This is a genomic window from Lysinibacillus sp. BNK-21 (genome assembly GCF_048684915.1).
In the GTDB taxonomy this organism is placed as follows: Bacteria; Bacillota; Bacilli; order Bacillales_A; family Planococcaceae; genus Lysinibacillus; species Lysinibacillus capsici.
Window position 1 is genome coordinate 4,061,821 of record NZ_JBLQTS010000001.1, and the last position, 24,875, is coordinate 4,086,695.

General features: G+C 36.9%; 21 protein-coding genes. 9 read left to right on the forward strand and 12 right to left on the reverse strand.

Features of this window, described 5'->3' with window-relative positions; genetic code table 11:
• Positions 1-2 precede the first annotated feature (2 nt).
• From menC to ACMGGO_RS20485, 4 genes are read right to left on the reverse strand one after another with little or no spacing between them, the layout of a single operon-like run.
• Positions 3-1,109 carry an o-succinylbenzoate synthase gene (menC, locus tag ACMGGO_RS20470; protein ID WP_066037041.1) on the reverse strand — a complete coding sequence of 369 codons (1,107 nt, stop codon included), beginning with the start codon at positions 1,107-1,109 and terminating at the stop codon, positions 3-5.
• 1 nt (position 1,110) lies between these two features.
• Positions 1,111-1,923: a GNAT family N-acetyltransferase gene (locus tag ACMGGO_RS20475; RefSeq protein WP_048393343.1), complete on the reverse strand. Its 813-nt coding sequence runs from the start codon at positions 1,921-1,923 to the stop codon at positions 1,111-1,113.
• Between the two features lie 23 nt (positions 1,924-1,946).
• Complete coding sequence (locus ACMGGO_RS20480; protein WP_420282197.1) at positions 1,947-3,062, reverse strand: M20 peptidase aminoacylase family protein; 1,116 nt, start codon at positions 3,060-3,062, stop codon at positions 1,947-1,949.
• Positions 3,063-3,067: 5 nt separating this feature from the next.
• Positions 3,068-3,937: a MurR/RpiR family transcriptional regulator gene (locus ACMGGO_RS20485; RefSeq protein WP_004225544.1), complete on the reverse strand. Its 870-nt coding sequence runs from the start codon at positions 3,935-3,937 to the stop codon at positions 3,068-3,070.
• A 234-nt stretch (positions 3,938-4,171) separates the two neighbouring features.
• Between ACMGGO_RS20485 and ACMGGO_RS20490 the strand changes: the two genes are divergently transcribed.
• Positions 4,172-6,361: a DNA topoisomerase III gene (locus ACMGGO_RS20490; protein ID WP_066037043.1), complete on the forward strand. Its 2,190-nt coding sequence runs from the start codon at positions 4,172-4,174 to the stop codon at positions 6,359-6,361.
• 235 nt (positions 6,362-6,596) lie between these two features.
• Here the strand turns inward: ACMGGO_RS20490 and ACMGGO_RS20495 are convergent, their stop codons facing one another.
• The 5 genes from ACMGGO_RS20495 to ACMGGO_RS20515 all read right to left on the reverse strand — a co-directional run bounded on the left by ACMGGO_RS20495 (position 6,597) and on the right by ACMGGO_RS20515 (position 13,985).
• Complete coding sequence (locus ACMGGO_RS20495; RefSeq protein WP_259949339.1) at positions 6,597-7,667, reverse strand: glycosyltransferase family 2 protein; 1,071 nt, start codon at positions 7,665-7,667, stop codon at positions 6,597-6,599.
• Positions 7,668-7,822: 155 nt separating this feature from the next.
• A complete protein-coding gene (locus tag ACMGGO_RS20500; protein WP_420282198.1) occupies positions 7,823-8,575 on the reverse strand; it encodes a hypothetical protein in 753 nt (250 codons plus the stop codon).
• A 1-nt stretch (position 8,576) separates the two neighbouring features.
• The gene (locus tag ACMGGO_RS20505; protein ID WP_420282199.1) at positions 8,577-12,359 is read right to left on the reverse strand and encodes a DEAD/DEAH box helicase; all 3,783 of its coding nucleotides are present in this window, start codon (positions 12,357-12,359) and stop codon (positions 8,577-8,579) included.
• A 112-nt stretch (positions 12,360-12,471) separates the two neighbouring features.
• Positions 12,472-13,026, reverse strand: a complete 555-nt coding sequence (locus ACMGGO_RS20510; RefSeq protein ID WP_026023374.1) for an NADPH-dependent FMN reductase — start codon at positions 13,024-13,026, stop codon at positions 12,472-12,474.
• 128 nt (positions 13,027-13,154) lie between these two features.
• Positions 13,155-13,985, reverse strand: coding sequence for an oxidoreductase (locus tag ACMGGO_RS20515; protein WP_420282200.1), 831 nt, complete (start codon positions 13,983-13,985; stop codon positions 13,155-13,157).
• A gap of 317 nt (positions 13,986-14,302) precedes the next feature.
• Between ACMGGO_RS20515 and ACMGGO_RS20520 the strand changes: the two genes are divergently transcribed.
• The 5 genes from ACMGGO_RS20520 to ACMGGO_RS20540 all read left to right on the forward strand — a co-directional run bounded on the left by ACMGGO_RS20520 (position 14,303) and on the right by ACMGGO_RS20540 (position 18,645).
• Entirely contained in the window at positions 14,303-15,349 is a 1,047-nt protein-coding gene (locus ACMGGO_RS20520; RefSeq protein ID WP_054549087.1) for a PseG/SpsG family protein, read from the forward strand.
• Positions 15,350-15,541: 192 nt separating this feature from the next.
• Positions 15,542-15,727 (forward strand): SE1832 family protein, encoded by a 186-nt coding sequence (locus ACMGGO_RS20525; protein ID WP_004225556.1) that lies wholly within the window; start codon positions 15,542-15,544, stop codon positions 15,725-15,727.
• 34 nt (positions 15,728-15,761) lie between these two features.
• Positions 15,762-17,333: an ABC-F family ATP-binding cassette domain-containing protein gene (locus ACMGGO_RS20530; RefSeq protein ID WP_048393326.1), complete on the forward strand. Its 1,572-nt coding sequence runs from the start codon at positions 15,762-15,764 to the stop codon at positions 17,331-17,333.
• A 437-nt stretch (positions 17,334-17,770) separates the two neighbouring features.
• Positions 17,771-18,175, forward strand: coding sequence for a transcriptional regulator Spx (gene spx / locus ACMGGO_RS20535; RefSeq protein WP_004225558.1), 405 nt, complete (start codon positions 17,771-17,773; stop codon positions 18,173-18,175).
• Positions 18,176-18,198: 23 nt separating this feature from the next.
• Entirely contained in the window at positions 18,199-18,645 is a 447-nt protein-coding gene (locus ACMGGO_RS20540; protein WP_009371643.1) for a MarR family winged helix-turn-helix transcriptional regulator, read from the forward strand.
• A 106-nt stretch (positions 18,646-18,751) separates the two neighbouring features.
• On the opposite strand, the gene ACMGGO_RS20545 is transcribed toward ACMGGO_RS20540, so the two are convergent.
• Together ACMGGO_RS20545 and ACMGGO_RS20550 are read right to left on the reverse strand one after the other, a co-directional pair.
• Positions 18,752-19,300, reverse strand: a complete 549-nt coding sequence (locus ACMGGO_RS20545) for an RNA polymerase sigma factor (RefSeq protein ID WP_036078118.1) — start codon at positions 19,298-19,300, stop codon at positions 18,752-18,754.
• Between the two features lie 303 nt (positions 19,301-19,603).
• Positions 19,604-20,734, reverse strand: coding sequence for a LuxR C-terminal-related transcriptional regulator (locus tag ACMGGO_RS20550; protein WP_054549085.1), 1,131 nt, complete (start codon positions 20,732-20,734; stop codon positions 19,604-19,606).
• 192 nt (positions 20,735-20,926) lie between these two features.
• Here ACMGGO_RS20550 and ACMGGO_RS20555 point away from each other — a divergent pair, with 192 nt between their 5' ends.
• The 3 genes from ACMGGO_RS20555 (at position 20,927) to ACMGGO_RS20565 (ending at position 24,187) form a co-directional block, all read left to right on the forward strand.
• The gene (locus ACMGGO_RS20555; RefSeq protein ID WP_048393320.1) at positions 20,927-21,682 is read left to right on the forward strand and encodes an SDR family NAD(P)-dependent oxidoreductase; all 756 of its coding nucleotides are present in this window, start codon (positions 20,927-20,929) and stop codon (positions 21,680-21,682) included.
• 20 nt (positions 21,683-21,702) lie between these two features.
• Positions 21,703-22,446, forward strand: a complete 744-nt coding sequence (locus ACMGGO_RS20560; protein ID WP_048393318.1) for an SDR family NAD(P)-dependent oxidoreductase — start codon at positions 21,703-21,705, stop codon at positions 22,444-22,446.
• A 643-nt stretch (positions 22,447-23,089) separates the two neighbouring features.
• Positions 23,090-24,187, forward strand: coding sequence for a beta family protein (locus ACMGGO_RS20565; protein WP_420282201.1), 1,098 nt, complete (start codon positions 23,090-23,092; stop codon positions 24,185-24,187).
• On the opposite strand, the gene ACMGGO_RS20570 is transcribed toward ACMGGO_RS20565, so the two are convergent.
• Positions 24,162-24,737: a sce7726 family protein gene (locus ACMGGO_RS20570; protein WP_420282202.1), complete on the reverse strand. Its 576-nt coding sequence runs from the start codon at positions 24,735-24,737 to the stop codon at positions 24,162-24,164. The genes ACMGGO_RS20565 and ACMGGO_RS20570 overlap by 26 nt on opposite strands.
• Positions 24,738-24,875 lie beyond the last annotated feature (138 nt).

The following is a 24,875-nucleotide window of genomic DNA, read 5'->3' on the forward strand; positions in this document are numbered from 1 at the left end:
ATTTATTGATATGTTTTCTGTGCGACTGTGAAGGAATTAACCGTTTCCCTATTTATTTCATAACCAATTCCTACTTGTTGTGGTACTTCAATATAACCATCTTTTACAACTACTTCTGGTTCGATAATATCCTTTTCCCAATATCGATTAGAGCCAGCAGTATCTCCCGGTAATATAAAATTTGACAACGTTGTTAAGGCTACATTGTGCGCACGACCAATACCAGATTCTAACATGCCGCCACACCATACTGGGATGTTATGTGTCTCACAATAATCATGTATTTTTTTTGCTTCTGTTAGGCCACCAACACGACCAATTTTTATGTTTATAATTTTGGTGCTCCCTAGTTCTATAGCCTTTCGTGCATCTTCTAACGAATGGATACTTTCGTCCAAACAAATTGGTGTTTCCATTAATTTTTGTAATGAAGCATGGTCGATAATGTCATCTGAAGCCAATGGTTGCTCAATCATTGTTAAGTTAAATGCATCAAGTTGTTTCAATGTTTCAGTATCCTCTAGACGATAGGCTGAATTGGCATCAGCCATAAAGGCTACATCAGGAAATGTTTCCCTTAATGTACGCATAACCTCTATATCCCAGCCCGGTTTTATTTTGATTTTCATGCGCTTATAGCCTTCCTTTACATAGCCGTTAACTAATGTTACTAACTCCTCGATCGAATTTTGTATGCCGATACTAATACCTACTTCAATTTTATCCTTTTTACCACCAAGTGCTGTTGCTAGGGATTGGCCAGTTTGCTGTGCATATATATCCCAAATAGCTCCTTCTATCGTCGATTTCGCCATATTATTTTTGCGAATCGGCTCAAATAATTGACTCACTTCATCGGGGTGATGAATCTCTTTATTTAAAATAAGAGGAATGAGGAAGTCTTCAAGCATATGCCAGTTTGTTTGAAGTGTTTCTTCATTGTACCAAGGTGAATGAAAGGCAACTGATTCTCCCCAACCAATTAAGCCTGTCTCATCTTTTGCCTCCAGGACTAAAAAGTCCCTCTCATCAAACGTGCCAAAGCTTGTTGTAAACGGTGTTTTTAATTTCATCTTCAATTGTCGTATTGTGATTTCTGTAATTTTCATATTAAAATGCTCCTTCCAAATTTAAAGCTGCTTTTTTCACTAAAACATATTCGTTATAGCATTCTCGTTGTTGCAGTGAAATTGCTGCATACCCTGCTGAAAATAGTTGCTTTAGTATAGTTCTTGTTTTGAAACGCCAATCCAATGCTAAGCTAGGATTTTGTGCTTTTAAGGCTTGAAAGTCCTTAGGAACAGGTAGCGTATACAACTCTTCTACAAATTCAAAATTTTCAGTCATTTTTAAACATAATAAGCCCTGCTTTGTAAGTTCACAGCTTGCCACTGGTTTTGCATCCGCTACTTCTATTGTAATGTCGTTCACCACATAATCTGAAGTTAAATGCCAGCTCACCTCAAATCGATCAGAGGGTAGCCCTTTATTGAAACCATCCTGCATTTCACCGTAGCAATTTTCTATATAGGTATAGCAAATACCCTTTAATTTAGATAAATTAAGATAAGCATTTCGGGTTTCAAGAGGGTCAAATGTCCATACCATTAAGTCATAGCCACGTTCAATAGCAATAGCTCGCTGTTCGTACTTTAACTTTTCTCCTATGCCTAGTGATCGATATTTTTCATCAATCCCTAGCATATGAGAGCATAGATAGCTTTTTCCTTCTCGAAAACCCGCAAAACCATAACTAAATCCGACTAATTTATCTTCTTGATAGGCACCTACAACGATGCCCCCATTTTTCACTGCTGTCAGCGTTTGATGGAGAGGAATAGCAGACATTCCCCATACATTCAACTCTAATTGCTGAACCTGCTCAAGTTGTTCTATTGTTTTGATTTCTCTTATCTCTATCATAGCTATCTCTTCTTTCTATATCTTTATAATGCTCTCAAAATAGCCCTTGTAATAATATTTACTCCTACTAACAGCCGGTCTTGATTAAAGGTCATTTGCGGATGATGTAAGCCAGAAGTAACCCCACAGCCTAATCCAAGCATTGTAGCTTTAAGCTTCGGACGTTCATAGGTATAAAAATGAAAATCCTCCCCTCCTGGTGTAACAACTGATGGAGCGCAAGCCTTTTCCCCAACTACATCAATAATAGCTGCCTTCATATGTTGTAAGGCTTCATCATTCACCAATGCTGCCACTATATGAGCATCTACCTGTAAGGTAATCTTGGCACCATACATCGCTTCAACAGAGGCTTTTACACGCTCCACCCCCTCTGTGATTACCTGCATCACTTCATTTGTTTGGGCCCTTGCATCAATGCTAAAGGTTGCTTTACCAGGAATAATATTTGTAGAGGTGCCTCCCGCATTAAACTGTGTCATTTTGACAGAGGCAGAGATAGTTGGATCAGTCCAAATTTTTTGAAGACCTTCGACAATAGCTGCTCCAACCTCAATTGCATTAACGCCAAGTTCTGGTCGTGAGCCATGTGCCTCTTCCCCAATAATGGTCCCTGTAAAAAGCTTTGCTGCTCCGTGGTATAACGCTGGCGCATATGACCCATCCTGTAATTCCTTTAATGGGCGAACATGAACACCAAATAAATAATCTAAATCATCTATAATACCTTTTTCGACAAATGCGCGTGCTCCTTGGGCCTTTTCCTCAGCAGGCTGAAATAGTATGCGTACAGCACCTGACAGTAAATGCTCCATGTCCTTTAACAGCAATGCAGTTCCAATAGCCATCGTCATATGACCATCATGTCCACAAGAATGGTTAGCTTGAAAGACACCATTAACCTCCTGCCAAAGTGCATCTATATCAGTGCGGAACCCTACTCTAGGTGTTCCCTCCCCTATATCAACATAAAGTCCTGTCATATCTTCAAAAAGGTATGGCTCCATTTGGGCCTCTCTTAATAAATTTGCTATATATTGAGTTGTATTGTGCTCTTGCCAACTAACTTCTGGATGTTCATGTAAATGTTTAAAAATATCTGTAAGAAGTGGCTGTAACTCTTGTAAAATTTGGTTCATATTAGTCAACTCCATCGGTTTGCTAAAAAGCTATTTTGAAAATCGTCATATTTTACGCGCTGATTTTCATAATAGTCATGATCTTGAGCAGTCATTCCTGCTATTAGTGTATTTAAAAATGCTATGAGTGCTGGCATAGCATCAATTGTTGAAACTTCTTGTTGTTGTTCATTCACAAAGGTGATAGTTGCATATTGAGTAATAGGTGCAATTTGAGAATCGGTTATGCCAATAATCTCACATTTTTTTTCTTGTAATTCGGCTGCAAATTGGATCGGCTCTTTAAAGTAACGGTGGAATGATAAAATAATTACTACACTATTTTCATCAATCTCTTGAATAGCACGTATGACCTCACTTGTTTCAAAATTTAATAAAACAACATTCGGTCGCAAAAGATTTAATGTAAAATGAAGCCACTGTGCAGCTAAATGGGAAGAGCCATTCCCTGCAATATATATTTTTTTCTTCTCATGGAGCAATACTGAAGCTCGATTAAAGTCTTCCTCGTTAATGTTTTTAGCCATATTTAAAATGCGAGATGCATCCTTTTCCATCGTCTTTACATAAAAACGTGGATTTTCAAAAAGAGCTTGCTTCGATTGCAAATAATTCTGCAAACTACTTGCATTCCCTTCATTAAATAAATGCATGGTTACCTGACGTTGCAATTGTGCATAACCAGATAAGCCTAATGCGTAACAAAAACGGATAACTGTCGTTTCACTTACTCCGGCCTTTTCCCCTACATATGAAGCAGAGTGGATTCCTACTGTCTGTAAATTTTTTAATATGAATGTAGCTACCTTTTGTTGACTTTTAGACAACTCTTGATATTTCTCTTGAATCATTTGCTGAATTGTTTGATCTCTCATAAAAGAAGCTCATCCTTTTTTTATTTATACTATGAAGCCATTACTTCATTTTCATGTACACTAGACTAACATAATAATTTTCAGAATTCAATATTTTTTCTGAAATTTATACTTTCTTAACTGTTACCTGCCTAAATCATCCTCCGACATTTAATAAATTCGCTTCAGTTAAACTGCGAACCCACTCAACCTATGCTATATTTAAAACCATGGAACTATGAAAGGGTGTTAACAATGGCAAAGAGCTTAGTAATTGCTGAAAAACCTTCTGTAGCACGTGATATTGCACGTGTACTGAAGTGTAATAAAAAAGGAAATGGCTTCCTTGAAGGAGATAAATATATTGTGACTTGGGCGCTTGGACATCTTGTAACACTGGCTGACCCAGAAAGCTATGATGTGAAATATAAAACATGGAATCTTGAAGATCTCCCCATGTTACCTGAACGCTTAAAATTAACGGTTATAAAGCAAACTGGAAAGCAATTTAATGCGGTCAAAAGTCAGCTTACACGTAATGATGTTAATGAAATCATCATTGCTACAGATGCTGGACGTGAAGGTGAATTAGTAGCACGCTGGATACTTGATAAAGTGAAAATTAAAAAGCCTTTGAAACGCTTATGGATTTCCTCTGTTACAGATAAGGCAATAAAAGATGGGTTTGCCAATCTAAAGCCAGGCAATGCATATGATAATCTCTATGCCTCTGCTGTAGCTCGCTCAGAGGCAGATTGGTATATCGGGCTTAATGCTACTCGTGCTTTAACTACCCGCTTTAACGCACAGTTGAATTGCGGACGTGTACAAACACCAACAGTAGCAATAATTGCTGCACGTGAAGATGAAATTAAAAACTTTAAGGCACAAACTTATTATGGTATTGAAGCGCAAACAACTGATAACTTAAAGCTCACATGGCAAGACCAAAATGGTAATAGTCGTAGCTTTGATAAAGATAAAATCGATACACTGGTGAAAAAAATAGGAAATAGCAATGCCATCGTTGCGGACATTGAAAAGAAACCTAAAAAATCATTTGCACCTGGACTTTATGATTTAACTGAATTGCAGCGAGATGCCAATAAAATCTTCGGCTACTCAGCGAAAGAAACATTGAATATCATGCAAAAACTCTATGAGCAACATAAAGTGTTAACTTATCCACGTACGGATTCTCGCTTTATTTCACAGGATATCATTGCCACACTACCAGAACGCTTAAAGGCCTGTGGTATTGGTGAATATCGCTCCATCGCCAATAAACTGCTTACTAAACCAATCAAGCCAACAAAGGCCTTTGTCGACGATAGTAAAGTATCAGATCATCATGCAATTATTCCAACAGAGGGCTATGTAAATTATTCAGCTTTCACAGATAAGGAACGTAAAATTTATGATCTTGTTGTAAAGCGTTTCCTAGCTGTTCTACTCCCTGCTTTTGAATATGAACAACTAACACTGCGTGCAAAAATTGGCGATGAAAGCTTTATTGCTCGTGGAAAAACGATTTTATCATCTGGCTGGAAGGAAGTTTATGAGCATCGCTTTGATGATGAGGACACAACAGATGACGTAAAGGAACAAATACTACCACGCATTGATAAGGGCGATATATTAAAAGTAAAGCTTATTGCCCAAACTTCTGGTCAAACAAAGCCACCTGCTCGATTTAATGAAGCTACTCTTTTATCAGCCATGGAAAACCCAACAAAATATATGGCAACGAATGATAAAAAATTAGCCGATACATTAAAATCTACGGGCGGTCTTGGCACAGTCGCTACACGTGCAGATATTATTGAAAAGCTTTTCAATTCCTTCTTAATAGAAAAGCGTGGTGGCAAAGATATTTATATTACCTCTAAAGGTCGTCAACTACTCGACCTAGTGCCAGAGGAATTAAAATCCCCTGCCCTGACAGCAGATTGGGAGCAAAAGCTTGAACTTATTGCAAAGGGCAAGCTAAAAAAAGGTGTATTTATTAGCGAGATGAAAAATTACACAAAGGAAATTGTTACAGAGATTAAGGGTAGTGACAAAAAGTATAAGCATGATAATATCTCTACCAAATCATGTCCTGATTGCGGTAAACCAATGCTTGAAGTGAATGGCAAGAAAGGAAAAATGCTTGTCTGCCAAGATCGCGAATGTGGTCATCGGAAAAATGTCTCACGTACCACAAATGCACGTTGTCCACAATGTCATAAAAAATTAGAGCTTCGCGGAGAAGGTGATGGTCAAATTTTCGTTTGTAAATGTGGCTATCGCGAAAAATTATCAGCCTTTGAAGCAAGACGTAAAAAAGAAGGCGGAGGCAAGGTCGACAAGCGCTCCGTACAAAAGTACTTAAAGCAGCAAAACAACGAGGAGCCTGTGAACAATGCACTTGCTGAAGCATTGAAGGGGTTAAAGTTCGATTAATTAAAAGGGCAAATTCACTCTATATGTGAATTTGCTCTTTTATTATGCATACTCACCCCATCTAAACATATCTTGAATTGACTGAATATTCTATATCGAGGGAGGTTTTTAATGGAAGCAAAAAATTTTAGGCCACGTAATGTAATTTTTATGACGGTTGTTGTAGGTGTCTCTGTGTTAATTGGCCAAGCTATTTATGTCTTGTTTATTGATGTACCTTTTCCATAAGAAAGATTTATATCTTTAATTGACTAAGTAAATATTTCCCATTATTGATTATTTCCTGATGATTCGGTTTCCATTTTTGTGCCTCTAGATTATGCTGATAGGCATTTTCAAATAACCGTAACTCTCTGTATAAAAGGCTTAATTGTAAATGAGGAATCCATGTTGAATAAGCACGCTTTTGGATAGTCATTGTATCGGCAGGAGCTTGTTGCAAGGCTTGAGAATACCAGTAAATAGCCTCCTTATGTTTTAATTGCTCCATAAAAAATTGGCCCATTCGGCAACATGCTTCTGGCTTTGGTCGATCATATAAGAAAGATTGCAAAACAGCTTGCTGTGCTTGTTGATCATCATGTAAACGTCGATAGCATTCCCCTACATGTAAACAAGCCTCAATGCGATTATCTGTAGTGCCTAAGTTGCTATCCAAAAATAGATTGTATTGATTAATAGCTTCTAGGTAACGGTGATGCAATTTTAGTTCATTCGCATAATGAAAATTCTCAATTGCTGAAAGAGAATGTCCATTCTTTATTAATCCCTCATAAATATTTATATTGCGATGAATATCTTTCGTTAACGGTAAATGTGTGACAGCGATATCACTATGAAAGAGCTGCCCTGACACCTTTAAATTCTCATGAACAGCACCCTCCCATTGAAAATGATTCGCCCTTTTTACTAGACGAAACTTTCGTTCACTACACTCCACTTCCCCATCACAATCAAGCGTCAAATAATAATCCATTGTTACAGCATCAATAGAAGGAAATAATGTTTGCTTTAGTTGGCTGAACTTGTGCTGATTTTCCTTTGTCATAATATCATCAGCATCAAGCCATAAAATATAGTCTTTTGTTGCCTGCTGAAATGAAAAATTTCGTGCTTTGGCAAAATGATTACACCAGGAAAAGTCATAAATTCGAGAGGTAAAATTTTGAACAATCTCTTTTGTACGATCAGTTGAACCAGTATCAATAATATTAATCTCATCCACGAGGTGCTGAACCGAATCTAAGCATCTTTCAATCGTACATTGTGCATTTCTAACAATCATACATAAACTAATCGTTAACATCTGTCCCCTCCTTAGCAATGGTTTAATTTATGCTAATGTAGTATTTTATCGAAAAAATTTTTCGATTATCACCTAACTCTGTAAATTTATAATGTAAAACAAAAAAACGAACGCGATTTACGTTCGTTTTTTCTAGCAATTGAAATCCTATTGAATCAAGATAAATATTGCTCACGCCATGTTAATTGTTCTTTGTCTGTAAGCTGTTGCTCTAAATGATGATCCCATTGATTGAGTAATGTATTCCATACTCGTACAAATACTATATCCTGTTCCTTATCATAAAGAACAAACTCTAAACATGGGCTATCATTAATTTGTTGAGCTTCTGTTTGAACAATTTTTGCGATGACTTTCTGAGAGCTACCTTCCTCTTCTTCATCCGCTTCCTGCAAAGCTGCAATCACCATGGACTCCTCAAATTGTTCCTGTTGTTCTGCCTCTTTGTCAATATAACGATAAAGCTCTGGCAATTCATCATATTCATCATTTCTCGTATCGATAGTGAGAAACGATTGATGACAAGGACTAAAGTAAAGCGTGGAGGTTTCTTCCTCTATTTCTTCTTCAAAAATACCTCTTTCTAGCTGCCTCTGTCCTTTTTCAGTTAGCCTATAGAAATCATCTTCATTCCTCACAAGGTTTACTCGAATCATTAAAGAAACCAAGTCTTCAATAAATAACGGGTCTACAAGCAATAACTCGCTCAATTCCTGTGCGTTGCTAAAATCCGCCTCTTGAATACTAAGCAGAAGCATTGTCATTAAGACATCCATTGTTGAACGACGAACAGGCTCATAGGTCACATCAACTGTTCGAATGGGAATACACCATTCAGCCGTTTTGACAATCTTAATATTACGATTCTGCTGAAGCTCACGCATTAGTCGTTGTTGTAATTTTGACAATCTATATCACCAATCCTTCATGATTACGTAAGCCATTGTAGGATTTTACTGTTTTTAACAAATTCGCATACATCTCTCTTGTCTCTTGATGTTTTGCACGTTTTGCAAACATTTCTGCACTCCCAACAAGCAGTAGTAACTCACGAGCACGAGATAGCGCGACATTTAATCGACGATAATCTCTGGCAAAGCCAATATCCCCGCCTTTAGGTGTATTACGAACCATGCTCACTAAAATGACATCCATTTCCATCCCTTGGAATTTATCAACAGTCCCTGTTCTAAATTGCAGATGTGGTAGCTGTAATTCTTGCTGAAGAAGGCGATTAATTTTCTTTACCTGCTCACCATAGAAACTGATGACACCAACGCTTTTTTGAGCATCCTGCGGCATACGCCCTGCTTCTTTTGCTGCCTTCACAGCTTCATTGAGATCTAGTAAAATACGTCTAATTGTGAGCAATTCTCCTTCATTAAAACGACTCGTTCCCCCTTTTACTTGCTCCTCTAAATAAGGTTTTTCTGTTGGAATATCAATCCACAGTAAATGGTCATCACGTTTTATAAACTGCCCTTCTAAGCCATGATCTCTTGCTGCATCCGAATCTGGTAAGCCACATTGCAAGCCATTTTCTTCTTCCGCATAAAACGGTGTGATACTTTGCATGATTTTCTCATGCATGCGGTATTGCAATGCTAGCATTTGCTTATGTGTTGGTGGCAAATTATTAAATAAACGCTCAAATAATGATTCACGCAACAGATTTTTTAATTCCTGTGCGCCTTCAAAGTTTGGATTTTCTTCTAGCATTGCCTTTAATGTTTCCTCCAGCGTATCATCCCCAAGTAATGGTGGTAGCTGATGATGATCACCTACTAAAATAACTTTCTTCCCCTTTAGCATTGGTAAGAGCAATTCTGGTGGTGTTGCCTTTGAAACTTCATCAATAATAACCACATCAAAGGTCGGATAATTTTCCATAAACTCCTTACTGGCAGAAGCTACGCATGTTGTACCAATAACGTTCGCATGACGCACATACAATTTTCGAATTTCATCTAAATCATACTCTGTTGCGTTTTGTAATTTTTCACGCCATTGTTCTTGTAGTTTCTTGTGAAGAGGTAGCTGTTTTTCCTGACGTTGGAATGCTTCGATTGCTTGCTTTGCAGTTTGAATAGCTTCCTTCACCTCTTCAGCCGTTCGTTCTGGCATAGATTGTAAGAGCTTGGTATAGGTAGCTAGTTGCTTTTCTTTCTTCAATCCAGCTATATTAATGTCTTTTATCTGTTCTTCCATCTGCGTTAGCTGCTGCTCTACTTCCTGCAAGTTTGTTTGGATAGTCTGTAAAGAGGCTTGTTTAGGAATGAGTTGTACTTTAGCCTGTTCCACTGCCTCCAGTTGCTGCTTTGCTTGTAGAAGAGACTCTCTAGCTTGTGAGGCAAGAATTTTTAAATATTCTACAGATTCTTCTGGTTCTTCAGTAATTTGAAAGGCGTTTGCTAATTGTTGTAACCGCTCAGTATGCTGTATAAATGGTTGGAGCTGCCGCTGGTAACTTCGCACATCGAAGCTAGTTATTGCACACTCCTGATGAATTAAAGTTACTAGATTTTTACGAAAAGTTTCGTATTCCTGATCTTTATGCTCTTGCTGTTGCTTTAGTGCTATTCCCTTTTGCCAAACAAAATCACGACGCATATATAGCCCGAGCAAATAACTTTCAATAACATCACTTGCTGGTGCTTGACCATCTTGAAAAGCCGTGTTTAATTGTGCAAATACACCAGTAAGGTTTTGCAAAGAAAACGATTGTACTGGTTGTAGTCTACTTTTAGCAAGGGCACGCTCCTTGACTTCATGTGTAACCAAAGCCTCTAGCTTCACAATTGCTCTTTGTAAACGAGCATTAATTGTGGACCATGCCTCTAAATCTTTCGCATCCTCTAAATGCTGCAAGCGACCTATTTGTTGCGAAAGTACATGAGAAGGGCGAATTTGATAATGTTGTAAAAAACGCTGAATAAGCTCAAATGAGGTTAAGGTGTATATATATTTTTGCGCTTCCTTCATGATTACTAGACGATTACTTTCGATTTCATATTTCTGCTGTATCTCTTCAAATTGCTGTGTTAACTGGTGCTTTTGTTCTTGTAGTTCTTTATATTGAGCAGCAGCCTCTAGATGTTTCACTTTTTCAGTAGTTTCCTCAATCGTACGCTGCAGTTGCTCGACTGAAGGGTAATCAGCAAGTGTCTGTTCGAGCTGCTGTACAATTGGCTCAATTTGTGCGAGCTGTTTTTCATAATGCTCTTTTTGAGTCTCACATGTTTGTTGCTCTGTTTTAGCAGCCTTCAATTCTTTTTTTAATGCTTGAATCTCTTGCTGTAAAATGGGTTCTTCCATAGCTGCCTGCTCTTTTGCAGCAATTTCCTGTGTTAATTGCTCTAGCCATTGCTCTAATTTCTCTAGCTCATCTTTTGCTTTTACAAGGTTTGCTTCTAGCTCTTGCTGACGTTCTGGAAATATTGTAATTGCTTCTTCAATCGCAGCAAGTGTCTGCTCACGCCATTGAAGCGCAACATTTTCCTCTATGAATTTTTTACCCTCTTCCTCAATACTTTCCGTTCTACCATAGCGTAAAATTCGAATTTCTTGATTGGACAGTAAGCGTCCTAATGCATTATCTACAGCTAAATTAGACTGTGAGGCAACAAGTGTTTTTAAGCCTGCTTTAACATTTTGCTGACAAATCTCTGAAATGACAGTTGTTTTCCCCGTACCAGGTGGACCCTGAATGACATACAAATCCTCAACAGATAGTGCACCTAAAACGGCTCGTCGTTGATATTCATTTAAATTATTATGAAACTCAATATCTTCGCGTAGCTTAGATGCCCGAACTACAGGACGCCGCTCAAACAGTATGGTTTCTAAATTAGGGTTTACTGCCTCACCCTTTTCTAGCTTTGTAAAACCATTACGTAGTCGTCGAATTTGGCTTAATGTTGCAAAATTACTAAAGCTCGCTTGTTTGGAACGAAGATTCAGCTGGTCCTTGCGAGCCAAATCCTGTATAAAAGGCTTTACATCAATTTCTACCGTTTGCTTTCCTGCATTAGCCTTAATAACCTGTCCTATCTCGCCTCGAATTCCTTGAATGCTAACACTTAACCCCTCTAGCTTTTTCCATTCTTTACTCTTTATGTAGGGACATACAATGGTTAAGCGTGTAAAATCTTCATTGAAATAGCTTTGCTTAAATTCTGTATGAATATCATCAATGGTTGCATCTCGTTCTTGTATTTTTAAATAGCCTTCCCAGCTGGCTATACGTTTTCTTACATACTCTGTACGTTCCTCTGCAATCGGTAGCTGTCTTATTTTGGTGTGAAGCTCAAGTGGAATACCTGCTCCATTATTAGGCTTCGTCACAAATTGTAATGCGGCTGCTAAGCGACGATTTGTGTTAATAGGTCCACGCATATGGACAAATCGAATATTGGTTGCCAGCAATCCTTCCACCTTTAGCACACAATCCATAATAACCGTTTTCTCAGTAAGAATATCGCTTAATTTTTCATTGTCCTCCGCATTAAAATAGATGGATAAAAAGGTTTCACCAACTGTTTTTGCTTTTCGTTTTTCAATATAGACGGTAAAAGATCTTTGTAACGCAAAAAAGGCATGCTCGTTTGCTGAGCATTCCTCTACCGCTTCCTTCGCCTTATTGGTCAAAATAAGATTACAGCGTTGTTTTTCTAGTAAAGCGATGTCCTGCATGAGCAGCCCTCCTTCCTGAGTCACTAAAGTTTTATTTTATCACATACTAAAACAATACTTACAAAGAAAAATCCCCTGCACAGTGATTTCTTACCACCGTACAAGGGCTATCTTAATGTTGGTCAATTGTTTCTTTGGGCAAGTTCTTGCTCATTTCACAGTATTGAACAAATACACGAGCTAATTCACGTAAACGACTATGAACGTCTGCATCTACAATATTATTATTTGCATCGAAATGTGATGTATGTGTATACACATAGTTTGGCGTAACAAGCGCTCGGAAGTAGTCTAAAATAGGTTTTAGCTGATTTTCGACTACAAGGTGATGCTGATATGTGCCTCCATTTGCAACAATGGATACGGGCTTATAGCGCATTGTTTTAGGGTGTAAGAAGTCAAAGGCATTTTTCAAAACGCCTGGAATAGACGCTTGGAAAATAGGCGTTGCAATAATGTAAGCGTCTGCCTCCTCAAATTGTTGAATCATTTTTTTCATATCATCATTTAATGGAGAACCATCCACAATTTGATGCTTATATTGACTAAAATGCATCATTTCTAACTCGAAACTAGCATCTAATTCTTTAATATATTGCTCTACTTGCTCTAAAATAGCACCAGTTTTACGACCAAACATCGTGCCATCTACGAGTAAAATTTTCATCTTTACTTTGCCTCCACATTCATCTTCTACAATAATATTGTAACAAATGAAAAGTGGCTCGGAAAGGATTGTCATGACAATTGATATAAATTCAGTCTTTAGACGGAACGACAAATTTAATCCCTAAATTAATTATCCTGATCACGTTGTCGGAAATGGACTTCCTTATCAATGACCGTTTCCTCAAGCTTATATTTATCTCGATTAATGACAACCTCACGATTAACTTTCTCGCCTTCATTCAGCTTATCCCAATTAAATAATATCTCTCTTGAAATGTCCTCTTCTGGTACTTCCGGATACTCTAATGTTGCTAACTCATCTGATGGATAAATAGTGACTGGCTGTTGTTTACCATATAGGGCAATGATAATCATAGCCTTTGCCACTTGTGTGGCTTCAATTGCTCTAGAACGTTTTAAAGGTCCAATTAATAAAGGCTGTGCAAGCTTTAATAATTTTTCTCCTGCCTTTTCTCCTAATCGAAATTCATCACGGTTCCCTACTAAGAGTGATGGGCGAATAATGGAAAGCCTTTGTAAGCCTAGTTCCTCTAAATCACGCTCAAGTTTGCCTTTAACTTGATTATAGTAAAATGGAGAATTTTCATTAGCTCCCATTGCAGTAATCACAAGAAAATGAGGGATTCCCCGTTTTTTTGCTAAAGAGGCAATTGCTAACGGGTATTCAAAATCTACCTTTTCAAACATTTCACGAGAGCCTGCCTTTTTAATGGTTGTACCTAAGCAACAATACAATTCATGAGCAAATCCTATATCGTTTTCTTCTATTCTATCAAAATCACGAATTTTCACTTCTAACTTTGGATGCGTATAAGTTAGCTTTCTTCGTGCAATAACTGTTACTGAAATATACTCATCATGTTCACATAATTGTTCAACTAGAGCGGAGCCGGTTAAACCAGTCGCCCCTACAACAATCGCTGCACGCATACTCATTTTTTCTCCCGTCCTTCTACTTATTGATAGTATATCAATTACGCTTATCTTGACACATCGGATTTTAAAAAACATCCCATCATCTCCATTTGTAGAGGGATTTTTCGAACCAAGATAAAGACCTTCCAATTGTTATGTATATTCCTACAATTCGCCTTTCTATATATATCGACCATTTTTTTGATGATTAAAACTGATTAAAGATAGCTATTCTAGAAGATACCGCTAGAGACATTCATGATCAAATCCTAAATTTTACACATACTTGCTCTTTCTTCGCCATAATTTAAAGAGACAGAGGAAAGGATGGGATACATTTGCAAAACGAAACACACGCAATTGAACCAAAAAAAACGATTGTTTTCATTATTGAAAGCTGTATTGATAAAGGGCTGTATCCTTTTGAACGGGTTTCAACATTAGCTAAACTACTTTCGAATGAGAAGGTTTTTATCTTTGTAAAGACTCCTTCAAATGACGGAATTCAAATTTTAATGAATGAAGGAGTTACGCCTATTCTATTTGATCACTTTAACGAATTACCTAAGCAAATCAAAGGACTTCAACCTGATTTAATTGTTAGAGATGGGCGAAATTCTGAAGGCTGGCAAGTAGAGGAATTACGACCTTTCTGCAAAACAATTATTCATTTTGATGATTTTGGTGAAGGTGGCCAAGCCTGTGATTGTGTACTACTAGCACTCTATCAAGAAGTGAAAGATTATTTACCAGCGCATTATATTGGTGGAAGCTTTGTTTTTGCCCTGCCAGATGCATATCAGCATTTCGATAATATACCTGATAGTAAAACACCTGAAAATCCGCCTCATATCGTTGTTGCTTTCGAGGATGGGGACGAGCATAATTTAACGTATCGAACACTTCGACACCTAACTCAGCTACAAATACCACTACAAATTACAGTTATGATTGACGACAGCTATCGCCATGCAACGGATGACTTGCAAATGATGGTACTTAGTCGTCGCAATACTGCTATTCTTCGAGATAAAGATGCACTCCTCAAACTACTACCTAAAGCAGATGTCATTATTTGTAATGCTAACTATACACCTTATAAAATTGCCTCTTATGGCGTGCCATGCATTACACTTGCGCAAACTGAAGCTGAGCTTTTACATGCTTTTCCTCGTGAGCATAATGGCTTTATCCATCTAGGACTTGGTCGTAAAATGAAGCAATCACAAATCCAAAATGCTGTCATGGAATTTCTTTTACACGAAGCTCGCAGTGAACGAGCAGTGAGAAAACAGCGACAACTCAATCTTGCTGGTAATAATGAAACACTTCAAGCTTTACTCTTAGATTTTGCTTACGATCGTCATAATATCGCTTCTACTTAGTGCTACTTCGAAGATGATTATGATACAATATATAAGAATTTTTCACTCCAACAGCTCTTACAGTAGTTGGGACATAAATAAATTCAACAAGTACCCGATTGATTTTAAAGAATAAGCGGTGGGGGATTCTTAAAACCTCCATCGCTTTTACACGCATTCACTATAAAAATATTCTCAAAAGGAGTAGTCTTCATGCCAACAAAAAGTGATATTGAATACCAAATTAGAGAGTTAAAAATGGACTATATGAATTTACAAGGTGATATAGAAAAGTTGGAGTCTACTGGACACAACGATCAGGTAGCTAAGGCAGAGCAACGTCTTGCGAATATGGAAGCTCAATTAGCAGAACTTAACAAGCAGCTTGCAGAACTATAAAATGTAAACAAGAAAGATAGTTGGAGGAACAGATATGGCAATATTAACAGTAGATAATTTAGGTCATTCTTTCGGTGATCGTACACTCTTTAAAGATGTATCGTTTCGCTTAGTGGAAGGTGATCATATTGGACTTGTAGGGGCTAATGGTGTCGGTAAGTCTACATTAATGGGCATCATTACAGGTCAAACGATCCACGATACAGGAAAAGTTGAGTGGCTGCCTGGTACACACTATGGTTATCTAGACCAGCATACCGTACTAACGGCTGGTAGAACAATGCGTGAAGTGTTACGCGATGCCTTTTTACCATTATATAAAAAAGAAGAAGAACTGAATGAAATTACGGGCAAGATGGCAGACGCAACGCCTGAAGAATTAGAAGTACTTTTAGAACAAATGGCAGAAGTGCAGGATGCATTAGATGCAGGAGATTTTTATTCATTAGATATGAAAATTGAAGAGGTGGCACGTGGACTTGGCTTGGATGCCATTGGCTTAGAACGTGATGTAGCTGCTCTTTCTGGTGGACAACGCACAAAAGTACTTCTCGCTAAGCTTTTATTAGAAAAGCCAAAAGTACTTTTATTAGATGAGCCGACGAACTATCTTGATGAGGAACATATTACTTGGTTGAAAATTTATTTAAAGAACTATCCATATGCTTTCCTTCTAATCTCACATGATACAGAATTTATGAACGAAACAGTGGATGTCATCTTCCAATTGGAATTTTCTAAATTAACTCGTTATACTGCAACATACGAAAAATTCCTTGAACTTGCTGAAATCAATAAACGTCAGCATATTGAAGCCTATGAAAAGCAACAGGAGTTCATCAAGAAGCAAGAAGATTTTATAGCCAAAAACAAGGCTCGTTACTCCACTACTGGTCGTGCAAAATCACGCGCTAAGCAACTTGATCGTTTAGAGCGAATTGATCGCCCAGAAACAGCTGTAAAACCAGAATTCGGTTTTAAAGAAGCCCGTTCGTCTAGCCGCTATGTTGTAGAGGCTGAGAACTTAGTGATTGGTTACGATAAAGACAAGCCATTACTTCCTCCACTTTCTTTTGCGATTGAACGAGGAGAAAAAATTGCTTTAGTGGGTATGAATGGTGTTGGTAAATCCACATTATTAAAAACAATGTTAGGTAAAATTAATGCGCTTGGTGGGAAAGTAGTCCGTGGTGACTACCTATATCCTTCCTATTTTGAACAGGAAGTAAAAGCTGAGAAAATCACGCCAATTGATGATGTTTGGAATGCATTCCCTTCTATGGAACAAGCCCAAGTACGTGCAGCTTTAGCAAGAGCTGGCCTAAAAACTGACCATATTACACGTCCGCTTAATTCTTTATCTGGTGGCGAGCAAGCTAAAGTGCGTTTATGTAAATTAATGATGGAGGAAGCTAACTGGCTTCTCTTCGATGAACCGACAAACCATTTAGATGTAGATGCAAAAAATGAATTAAAACGTGCCATGAAAGAATTTAAAGGTACCATTGTGCTAGTAAGTCACGAACCTGATTTCTATGAAGGACTCGTAACAAAAGTCTGGAATGTTCAAGATTGGTTTACTTCTGGACAACAAGGCCAAGACTAATTATTTCAAGGGCAGCTCCAACATGTTATGGGGCTGCTCTTTTAAATTTTTTTAACTTCTATGTATAAATAGCCTCATTTAAACATACTATAATCAGTGGACTAACAATTTTACCCCTACTTCCAACTAACTCTCTCCTACGAGACAACTTAGAATTCTAGTAGTTCCTATTAATTCAACATGGATTTTATAGCTTAAAAAGACATTTTCTATAGAGTTAACATAACTTACATCATTGTAAGCTGAATAAACGAAACTTTTTACGCTTATCTTCGTATATTTTAATATAACTGAAAAAATAATAATTCGATTGAGAAATTTTTTCAATTAACTATTGATTTATATATAGCTTACTAGTAAGATATATATATAAACTATTAACTTACTAATAAGCTATTTGTAAAATATAATCTAAAAAAGAAAGCGAGGAATGAAGAATGACAGTTACAATTTACTCACAAGCGAGCTGTTCTTCATCCAGAAAAGCACTTAAATGGTTAAAAGATCACAACATAGAATATAAAGAAAAACGTATTACATCTCATCCACTTACACTTGCAGAATTCAAAGAAATTCTAAGTATGACTGAAGATGGCACAGATGAAATCATTGCAACAAACTCAAATGACTTTAAAAACTTAAATATCGACATCGACCAACTTTCTATTCAAGAGCTATTTGCTATCATTCAGGCACACCCAAGAATGTTGCGTAGCCCTATTATAATAGATGAAAAACGTATTCAAGTTGGTTACAATGAGATGGACATCCGTCGTTTTATCCCACGTAAAGTACGTGCTTACGAATTAAATGCGATGACAAGATTGGCACAAGAAAGTTAAAACAGTTTTGGAGATGACCTTCTATGGACCAAGAAAAACAAAAAGCCATTACCTCGTTGTTTGAAGTCGTTTCATCTATTGAGCGTAAGTGGGCAAACGAGTGGAATAATCATAATGTACTCGGCTTTTCAAAATCCCATATTTTAATTTTAGACTACTTATCGCAGGAGGGCCCAAAACGCCCTTCTGCTATTGCTGAGCGGTTAAAAGTAACTACTGGTGGTGTCACTGTTTTAACAACCAAGCTGATAAATGGTGGCTTTATTGAAAAAACACAGCATGCCACAGACCGCCGTGCTTCTCAACTAGTCATTACGGCTGACGGTGAAAACATATTAAAAGAATCTCGTCAACAAGTGAGCGAAATCATTAATAATATGTTTGGTATGCTAACAGCGGAGGAACTGCAAACCTTACGAACTATTTTCTCTAAATGTTTATTGGATGTGGAGACAAATCGACCAGATTAAAGCACAATAAAAAGATGCATTTGCAACTGTTTGCGAATGCATCTTTTTTGATTAGTCGACCAAATACTTCCGTCTAAGTACTGTGATGTGCGACCAATCTGCTTTATTACGCTGGTAGCACAGATTCCACAATAGCTGTATCTGACATGAGCATTTCTTTTAATCGAGCCTTTGCACGGAATAAACGAGATTTCACAGTACCAATGGAAACTTTCATAATTGTAGAGATTTCTGCAAGTGAGTATTGGTCTATGTAGAAATACCATAAAGTCTTTCTATAAATAGCATCTAATTGCTCCATTTTATCCTGGACTAGTTTTGTTACAATGTCCTTTTCAATTTTTTCTTCTGTAGAAATATCGTTATTGGGAACCAAATCTAGAATCGGCACGTCTAATGTTTCAGGTTGATTCATCATATATTTGCTACGTCGTACTTTTTTACGATAGCGATCTCTAAATGTATTCATTGTAATAGTTGTCAGCCAAGCTTTAATATGCTCTACTTCAGCCACGCTATCTTCATAGCGTACAACCTTAACCCAAACTTCTTGCATTAAATCTTCAGCTTCTATATTATTGCGAGTTAGTTTTAAACATAAATGATATATATAACGATTGTATTCCTCGTATACGCCTTCTAATTTTTCATTCATTGTGTATGCCTCCGCTTCTTGTTCTTGCTTCTATACACATTCTCGCAAAATAATGTATTACACTCTATCGCATTGGCTTTCAATTTCATTACAATCGTGTAAGCTTAATCGCTTTCACTTGTAATATTCGTAAAAATTGTTTTACTACTATACTGCTTTCCCTCCAAAAAAGCTTTTGATGACAATAGTTACCTATTATTTAAACTATATTTTTAATAGTATTTATTATCAGAATATTAATTAGTAATTTATTGTCATTTGAAGAAACACAAAATGCACTCCTAATAGAAGTGCATTGGTGTGTTAGCTTAGCAGCCCTAGACGAAAGGCAGAGGCAACGACCTGTGTTCGATTCTTTGCTTTGAGCTTTGTCATAAGACTGCTTACATAATCCCTGACAGTATGCTCACTTAAAAATAATAAACCAGCAATTTTTTTATTATCATATCCTTCGGCAAGCAGGCCAAGTATCATCGATTCCCTTTCAGTTAAATGAAGCACTGTATTCTTCTCTACCTTCTCCCCCTTACGAGATAAAAATAAACCTAAACGCTTCCCTACTTCCTCAAGGAGTGTTAATTCTTCCTTTGTACAATCAAACTCCTCCCCTAGCTGATCAAATGTTAGCCATCCAAATAATTGCTCTTGACGCAAAATGGGAATAAAAATAATCGAGGATAAATTAAATAATTGGATATGCTCTTCTTTCACGTAATTTTTAGGATTTTTTAAATAAATGGGCTTTCTTGAACTAAGTATCGTGTTTTCCCCAGTCAACTCCCCTTTCATGCTTTGCACCTTAGGCAGCTCTGCGCCAATAACTCCATAAAATTGATTGGACCATGGGACATATGCGTAAAATACACATCTTTTATAACTAAAATACTCTTCACATTTTTTTAAAATCAGCGCTAAATCCTGATAACCTGAGGAACTAATAAGCAATTTATCAAGCCTATCTAATAATTGTAAGTGCCTAATTTTCTGATTTTCGCTAGCTATGTTACTAGTTTGGTTATCTCCCTCACAGTCATAATAAAGCTCTACAAGTAACGTAAATGTCGATAATACATACATGAAGATGGCGTTCGTTCGACTACTCTTCTGTTGAATCATAAAAGTAATCAACGATTTCTCAAATATTAATTGAAATAAATTAAAGCTCTTCCTATCAATAATGGACAACTGTGATTGAAGCCATGTGTTGAAAAAATTCTTCTCATCATTATTTAATTCATCGATATTTGCATGTGTCATTAAACGCAAAAATGAATCTAATAGCATTGCTGTTCTTTTTCGATCTGCCCCAGTTATAGAAGGTTCTAGATTAAGGTAAATAATTGTATTCTCTTCAATTTGCTGATGATGGATTTTAATAAACAACACAAACTCTTGAAGTGTTACTTCTTCAATTGATTGAAATGGATGCGTCATAGGAAATTCTTCTCCTTCACACTAAAAATACCCCTATAAATGGAGGATATTCACTCACTATATTATACAGCATCTTATAGGATAGTATTTCAAATTGAAAGGAGTAAGATGAAGGTATCGCTAAACAATGCGAATACTTTTGAATCCTAAGGCAACCATATAACCAGAAATAATGAAAGGTGCGTGCTTGAAATGAGATTAGAAAACAAAGTGGCCATTATTACAGGTGGAGGTACAGGAATCGGGAAAGAAACTGCACTATTATTTGCTAAAGAGGGAGCAAAAATAGTTATTACTGATATAAATGAACAATCTGGGAACGATACAGTCCGTGATATTCAAACTATCGGCGGTGAGGCAGTATTTATCCGCCACGATGTTAGTAATGAAGAAGACTGGAAAAAGGTTGCAGATGAATCAATAAAAACATTTAAGAAAGTGGATATTCTTTTCAATAATGCAGGTATCTATATCATAAAACCCCTTGCAGAAATCGAGCTTTCTGACTGGAACCGCTTAATGTCCATCAATGTGACAGGTGTGTTCTTAGGCATGAAACATATTATGCCGCTTATGGCTAAACAACATAATGGTTCTGTTATTAATGCTTCCTCTATTGCTGGCTTAACAGGTGCTGCTGGTCACGTATTATATGGCGCTAGTAAAGGGGCTGTTCGCATTATGACAAAAGATGCTGCTATGGAGTATGCTCCATACGGCGTACGTGTCAACTCCATTCATCCTGGCTACATTGATACAGGTATGGCAGACTATGCATCAGCAACAACAGGAAGCTCAAAAGATGAATTAGGCAAAAACTTATTCCCATTAGGACGTTTAGGCTCTGTAAAGGAAGTAGCGCAAACTGTATTGTTTTTAGCTTCTGATGAATCTTCCTTTTCAACAGGTGCAGAATTCGTTATTGATGGCGGAGCAACAGCAAAATAACATTAAAGGTGGTCATTTATATGAAACTAAAAGATAAAGTAGCAATTGTTACAGGTGGGGCTAGTGGTATCGGTGAAGCCACAGTTCGTCTCTTTGTAGAAGAAGGCGCTAAAGTCGTTATTGCCGATTTTTCTGATCGTGGACAAAGCGTTTCTGAAGAATTAAATAACAATGGTTTTGATACACTTTTCGTAAAAACAGACGTAACAAATGAAGCGGACATTCAAAACATGATAAAGGAAACCGTTACTAAATACGGTAAACTTGATATTATGTATGCAAATGCAGGCGTAGCTGACGATGCACCAGCACACGAGCTTTCTTTTGAAAAATGGAAAAGAACAATTGATATTAATTTATCAGGTGTATTTCTATCGGATAAATATGCCATTGAACAATTCCTTGCCCAAGGAACAGGTGGCGTCATTGTTAACGCTGGTTCAATTCATAGCTTCGTTGCCTTACCAAACCCTACAGCCTACTCATCTGCAAAAGGTGGCGTTAAATTATTAACACAAAACCTATGTACTGCTTACGCTAAACAGGGTATTCGTGTAAATGCGGTGTGTCCTGGCTATATCGACACTCCTCTATTAGCTGAGGTCGATGCTCAGAAGAAAGAATATTTAGCATCCCTTCACCCACAAGGTCGACTTGGTAAACCAGAAGAAATCGCTAAAGCCGTTCTCTTTTTAGCAAGCGATGACGCAAGCTTTGTTAATGGTACAACGCTTCTTGTTGATGGTGGTTATACTGCTCACTAATGAGACTTTGAATAGACTCGCCTGAAAGCTAGTGCATTTAATGATGCTATTCTAGCCGTTAAAAGTGCGAAGCGATCTGACTGTTGTATCTGAACCCTTCACTGAAAAATGAAGAATTTATAATCCACTCAAGTAAGACTCAACCACAATTGCTATTTAGCTCTTGTGGTTTATTTTGTAGGTGCTATGTGTAATCTTTCAAGACAATTTAAGATTCCTAAAAGTAAATTGTGCTATACTATTTCTATTATTTTCAGGTTGCAAGGTAGTACATCGACATGCTAGAAATCCTTATGTATCAACGGTTTAACGATAATGTAGTATCAACATTAATTGCAAGATAATGCATGTAACAGCTTTGCTTTGGGGCTAGTTGGGGCAGAATGGGGCTAATTAATAACTAGGCGAGCGTGTGTATAGGAATGTGTGAGTGCTAAAGGATTGGGGCTAACCGCTTCAATCTTTTTTTATTGGCAACATGATATTTATTCATTCATTTATGTATTAGCAGATAACAAATCAGGACAATTTTCTACATAATCTACAAAATATTGAAACCTTCAAGGATTAAAGTCGTATTACTATATAATCACCATAGATTAGCATCTTAGATACAATACGATTATCTAGGAGGATTGTTGATATGTTCAATCACAAACATTATGTACCCATAATCAAATGGAAAAGAGGTGAAAGAAACGCGTTAGAAAAGCTTGATCCCGCTTTAAAAACGAACATGACACCACTATTAGAAATTCAGCCTATACCCTTCAACCATAAAGAGGGTACATTCAGTAAAACTTTAGATCAACATCTAGAAAACATAGGAGCTCAGGTTAAATCTGCATGGGACCAAGATAGACCAATATTTGTAGACATCGATACACTGTATGAAAATATTGAATCTTCTGAGGAAACTGTACAGTCGGGTCAGCACCCTGTTGAGTTTATAATTGACATTATAGAATCAAATGGGATAAAAGTTATTCCTGTTACAGGTATATATCGTTATCAATCGTTCCATGATGCAATTGAGAGAATAACTACTAAATATCATAGAGGTATCTGTATACGTTTGCAAGAAGAAGAGTTATCAGATTTAGCTTCACTACCAAAGGTTATTGACGACTTATTAGATTTTCATAAGATCTCTCCGAAGGATGTTGATCTCATTTTAGATTACAAACAAATATTACCAACACAAGAGCAAACTCATGTTGGTAATCTGATCCTTTTATTAGCCCAATTCCCACTAATTTCAGAGTGGCGAACACTAACGATTGCTAGTACAGCCTATCCTAAAACACTCCAACAAATAGCTACAGGATCAAATGGCAGCATCCCAAGAACTGAGTGGAGCGTTTATCAAAAATTATTAACCTTGTCATTAGGACGTCTTCCAGCATTCAGTGATTACAATATTACCCATCCAGATTTTGTTGATTTGGACCCTAGATTAATTAATGTAGCTGCTGGAATTAGATACACTTATTCAAATAAATATTATATTTTCCGAGGCGTTAGTGTGAAGAAAAATGGGTTTGCACAAATGACATCAATTTGCCAAGATGTTGTTCAACATCGATGCTACCGTGGAGGCACTTTCTCATTTGGTGATAAAGAAATTGAAGATTGTGCGAATCAAACTCGTACCACTAATGGTAATCTAGAAACATGGGTTACAGCTGGGATTAATCATCATTTAACTCTTGTTGCTAAAGACATCGCCAATCTGCCCTAGATTTTAACTGTTCATTGACAAAGTATTTTATTTCTCCAATGCTTAACGACTCTGACATTTTTTGATATATAACCTTTCGAGGCTTACTTAAATAACCTTTTTGTAAGTCTCGTTTTTTTAAAATCTCCAACGCCTCATCCTTCCACAATAAGCTGCTTAAAGCAAAAGGATCTAAGGTTGGATTTTTCTTACCTTTCCTTAAAACTCTTAAATTAATGTTATTGCTTTGGCTAGTGACTAAGATAATGCCCCACCATTTTGGAATCATCTTTCTAACATCTTCTAAATATTTCCTTTGAACAACGATAGTCATTCTTTCAAAAACCAAATTATAATCTTTGATTTGGCTTGGAAGTCTTGATAAGTTGTCACTTTCACTTTTAATTTCATACCCATGTAATACTCCATTTATAACAGCTACATCTACCCTTGACTGACCATGTAAAACGCCCATTTCATTAACAATTTTAGTATCAGTATCATTGGAGTGCTTTATATATAAATCGTTTAATAAAACGTCTCTTATATCATTATCTTTTAGCTTTATCATATTAATATCACCTTTCAGTTATCCAGTAATATATTAACACAATACGTTATAAAGTTAACTTTTCAATTAAAAATTCAAAATCCCTTTAAATTATTTTATTTTATGAACTAGCTACCGAAAAATATGAAAAGTAAGAAG

Excerpts from the sequence above, each read along its gene's own strand:
- menC (WP_066037041.1), bottom strand. The coding sequence starts at position 1,109 with ATGAAAATTACAGAAATCACAATACGACAATTGAAGATGAAATTAAAA.
- ACMGGO_RS20475 (WP_048393343.1), bottom strand. The coding sequence starts at position 1,923 with ATGATAGAGATAAGAGAAATCAAAACAATAGAACAACTTGAGCAGGTT.
- ACMGGO_RS20480 (WP_420282197.1), bottom strand. The coding sequence starts at position 3,062 with ATGAACCAAATTTTACAAGAGTTACAGCCACTTCTTACAGATATTTTT.
- ACMGGO_RS20485 (WP_004225544.1), bottom strand. The coding sequence starts at position 3,937 with ATGAGAGATCAAACAATTCAGCAAATGATTCAAGAGAAATATCAAGAG.
- ACMGGO_RS20490 (WP_066037043.1), top strand. The coding sequence starts at position 4,172 with ATGGCAAAGAGCTTAGTAATTGCTGAAAAACCTTCTGTAGCACGTGAT.
- ACMGGO_RS20495 (WP_259949339.1), bottom strand. The coding sequence starts at position 7,667 with ATGTTAACGATTAGTTTATGTATGATTGTTAGAAATGCACAATGTACG.
- ACMGGO_RS20505 (WP_420282199.1), bottom strand. The coding sequence starts at position 12,359 with ATGCAGGACATCGCTTTACTAGAAAAACAACGCTGTAATCTTATTTTG.
- ACMGGO_RS20510 (WP_026023374.1), bottom strand. The coding sequence starts at position 13,026 with ATGAAAATTTTACTCGTAGATGGCACGATGTTTGGTCGTAAAACTGGT.
- ACMGGO_RS20515 (WP_420282200.1), bottom strand. The coding sequence starts at position 13,985 with ATGAGTATGCGTGCAGCGATTGTTGTAGGGGCGACTGGTTTAACCGGC.
- ACMGGO_RS20525 (WP_004225556.1), top strand. The coding sequence starts at position 15,542 with ATGCCAACAAAAAGTGATATTGAATACCAAATTAGAGAGTTAAAAATG.
- ACMGGO_RS20530 (WP_048393326.1), top strand. The coding sequence starts at position 15,762 with ATGGCAATATTAACAGTAGATAATTTAGGTCATTCTTTCGGTGATCGT.
- spx (WP_004225558.1), top strand. The coding sequence starts at position 17,771 with ATGACAGTTACAATTTACTCACAAGCGAGCTGTTCTTCATCCAGAAAA.
- ACMGGO_RS20540 (WP_009371643.1), top strand. The coding sequence starts at position 18,199 with ATGGACCAAGAAAAACAAAAAGCCATTACCTCGTTGTTTGAAGTCGTT.
- ACMGGO_RS20545 (WP_036078118.1), bottom strand. The coding sequence starts at position 19,300 with ATGAATGAAAAATTAGAAGGCGTATACGAGGAATACAATCGTTATATA.
- ACMGGO_RS20550 (WP_054549085.1), bottom strand. The coding sequence starts at position 20,734 with ATGACGCATCCATTTCAATCAATTGAAGAAGTAACACTTCAAGAGTTT.
- ACMGGO_RS20555 (WP_048393320.1), top strand. The coding sequence starts at position 20,927 with ATGAGATTAGAAAACAAAGTGGCCATTATTACAGGTGGAGGTACAGGA.
- ACMGGO_RS20560 (WP_048393318.1), top strand. The coding sequence starts at position 21,703 with ATGAAACTAAAAGATAAAGTAGCAATTGTTACAGGTGGGGCTAGTGGT.
- ACMGGO_RS20565 (WP_420282201.1), top strand. The coding sequence starts at position 23,090 with ATGTTCAATCACAAACATTATGTACCCATAATCAAATGGAAAAGAGGT.
- ACMGGO_RS20570 (WP_420282202.1), bottom strand. The coding sequence starts at position 24,737 with ATGATAAAGCTAAAAGATAATGATATAAGAGACGTTTTATTAAACGAT.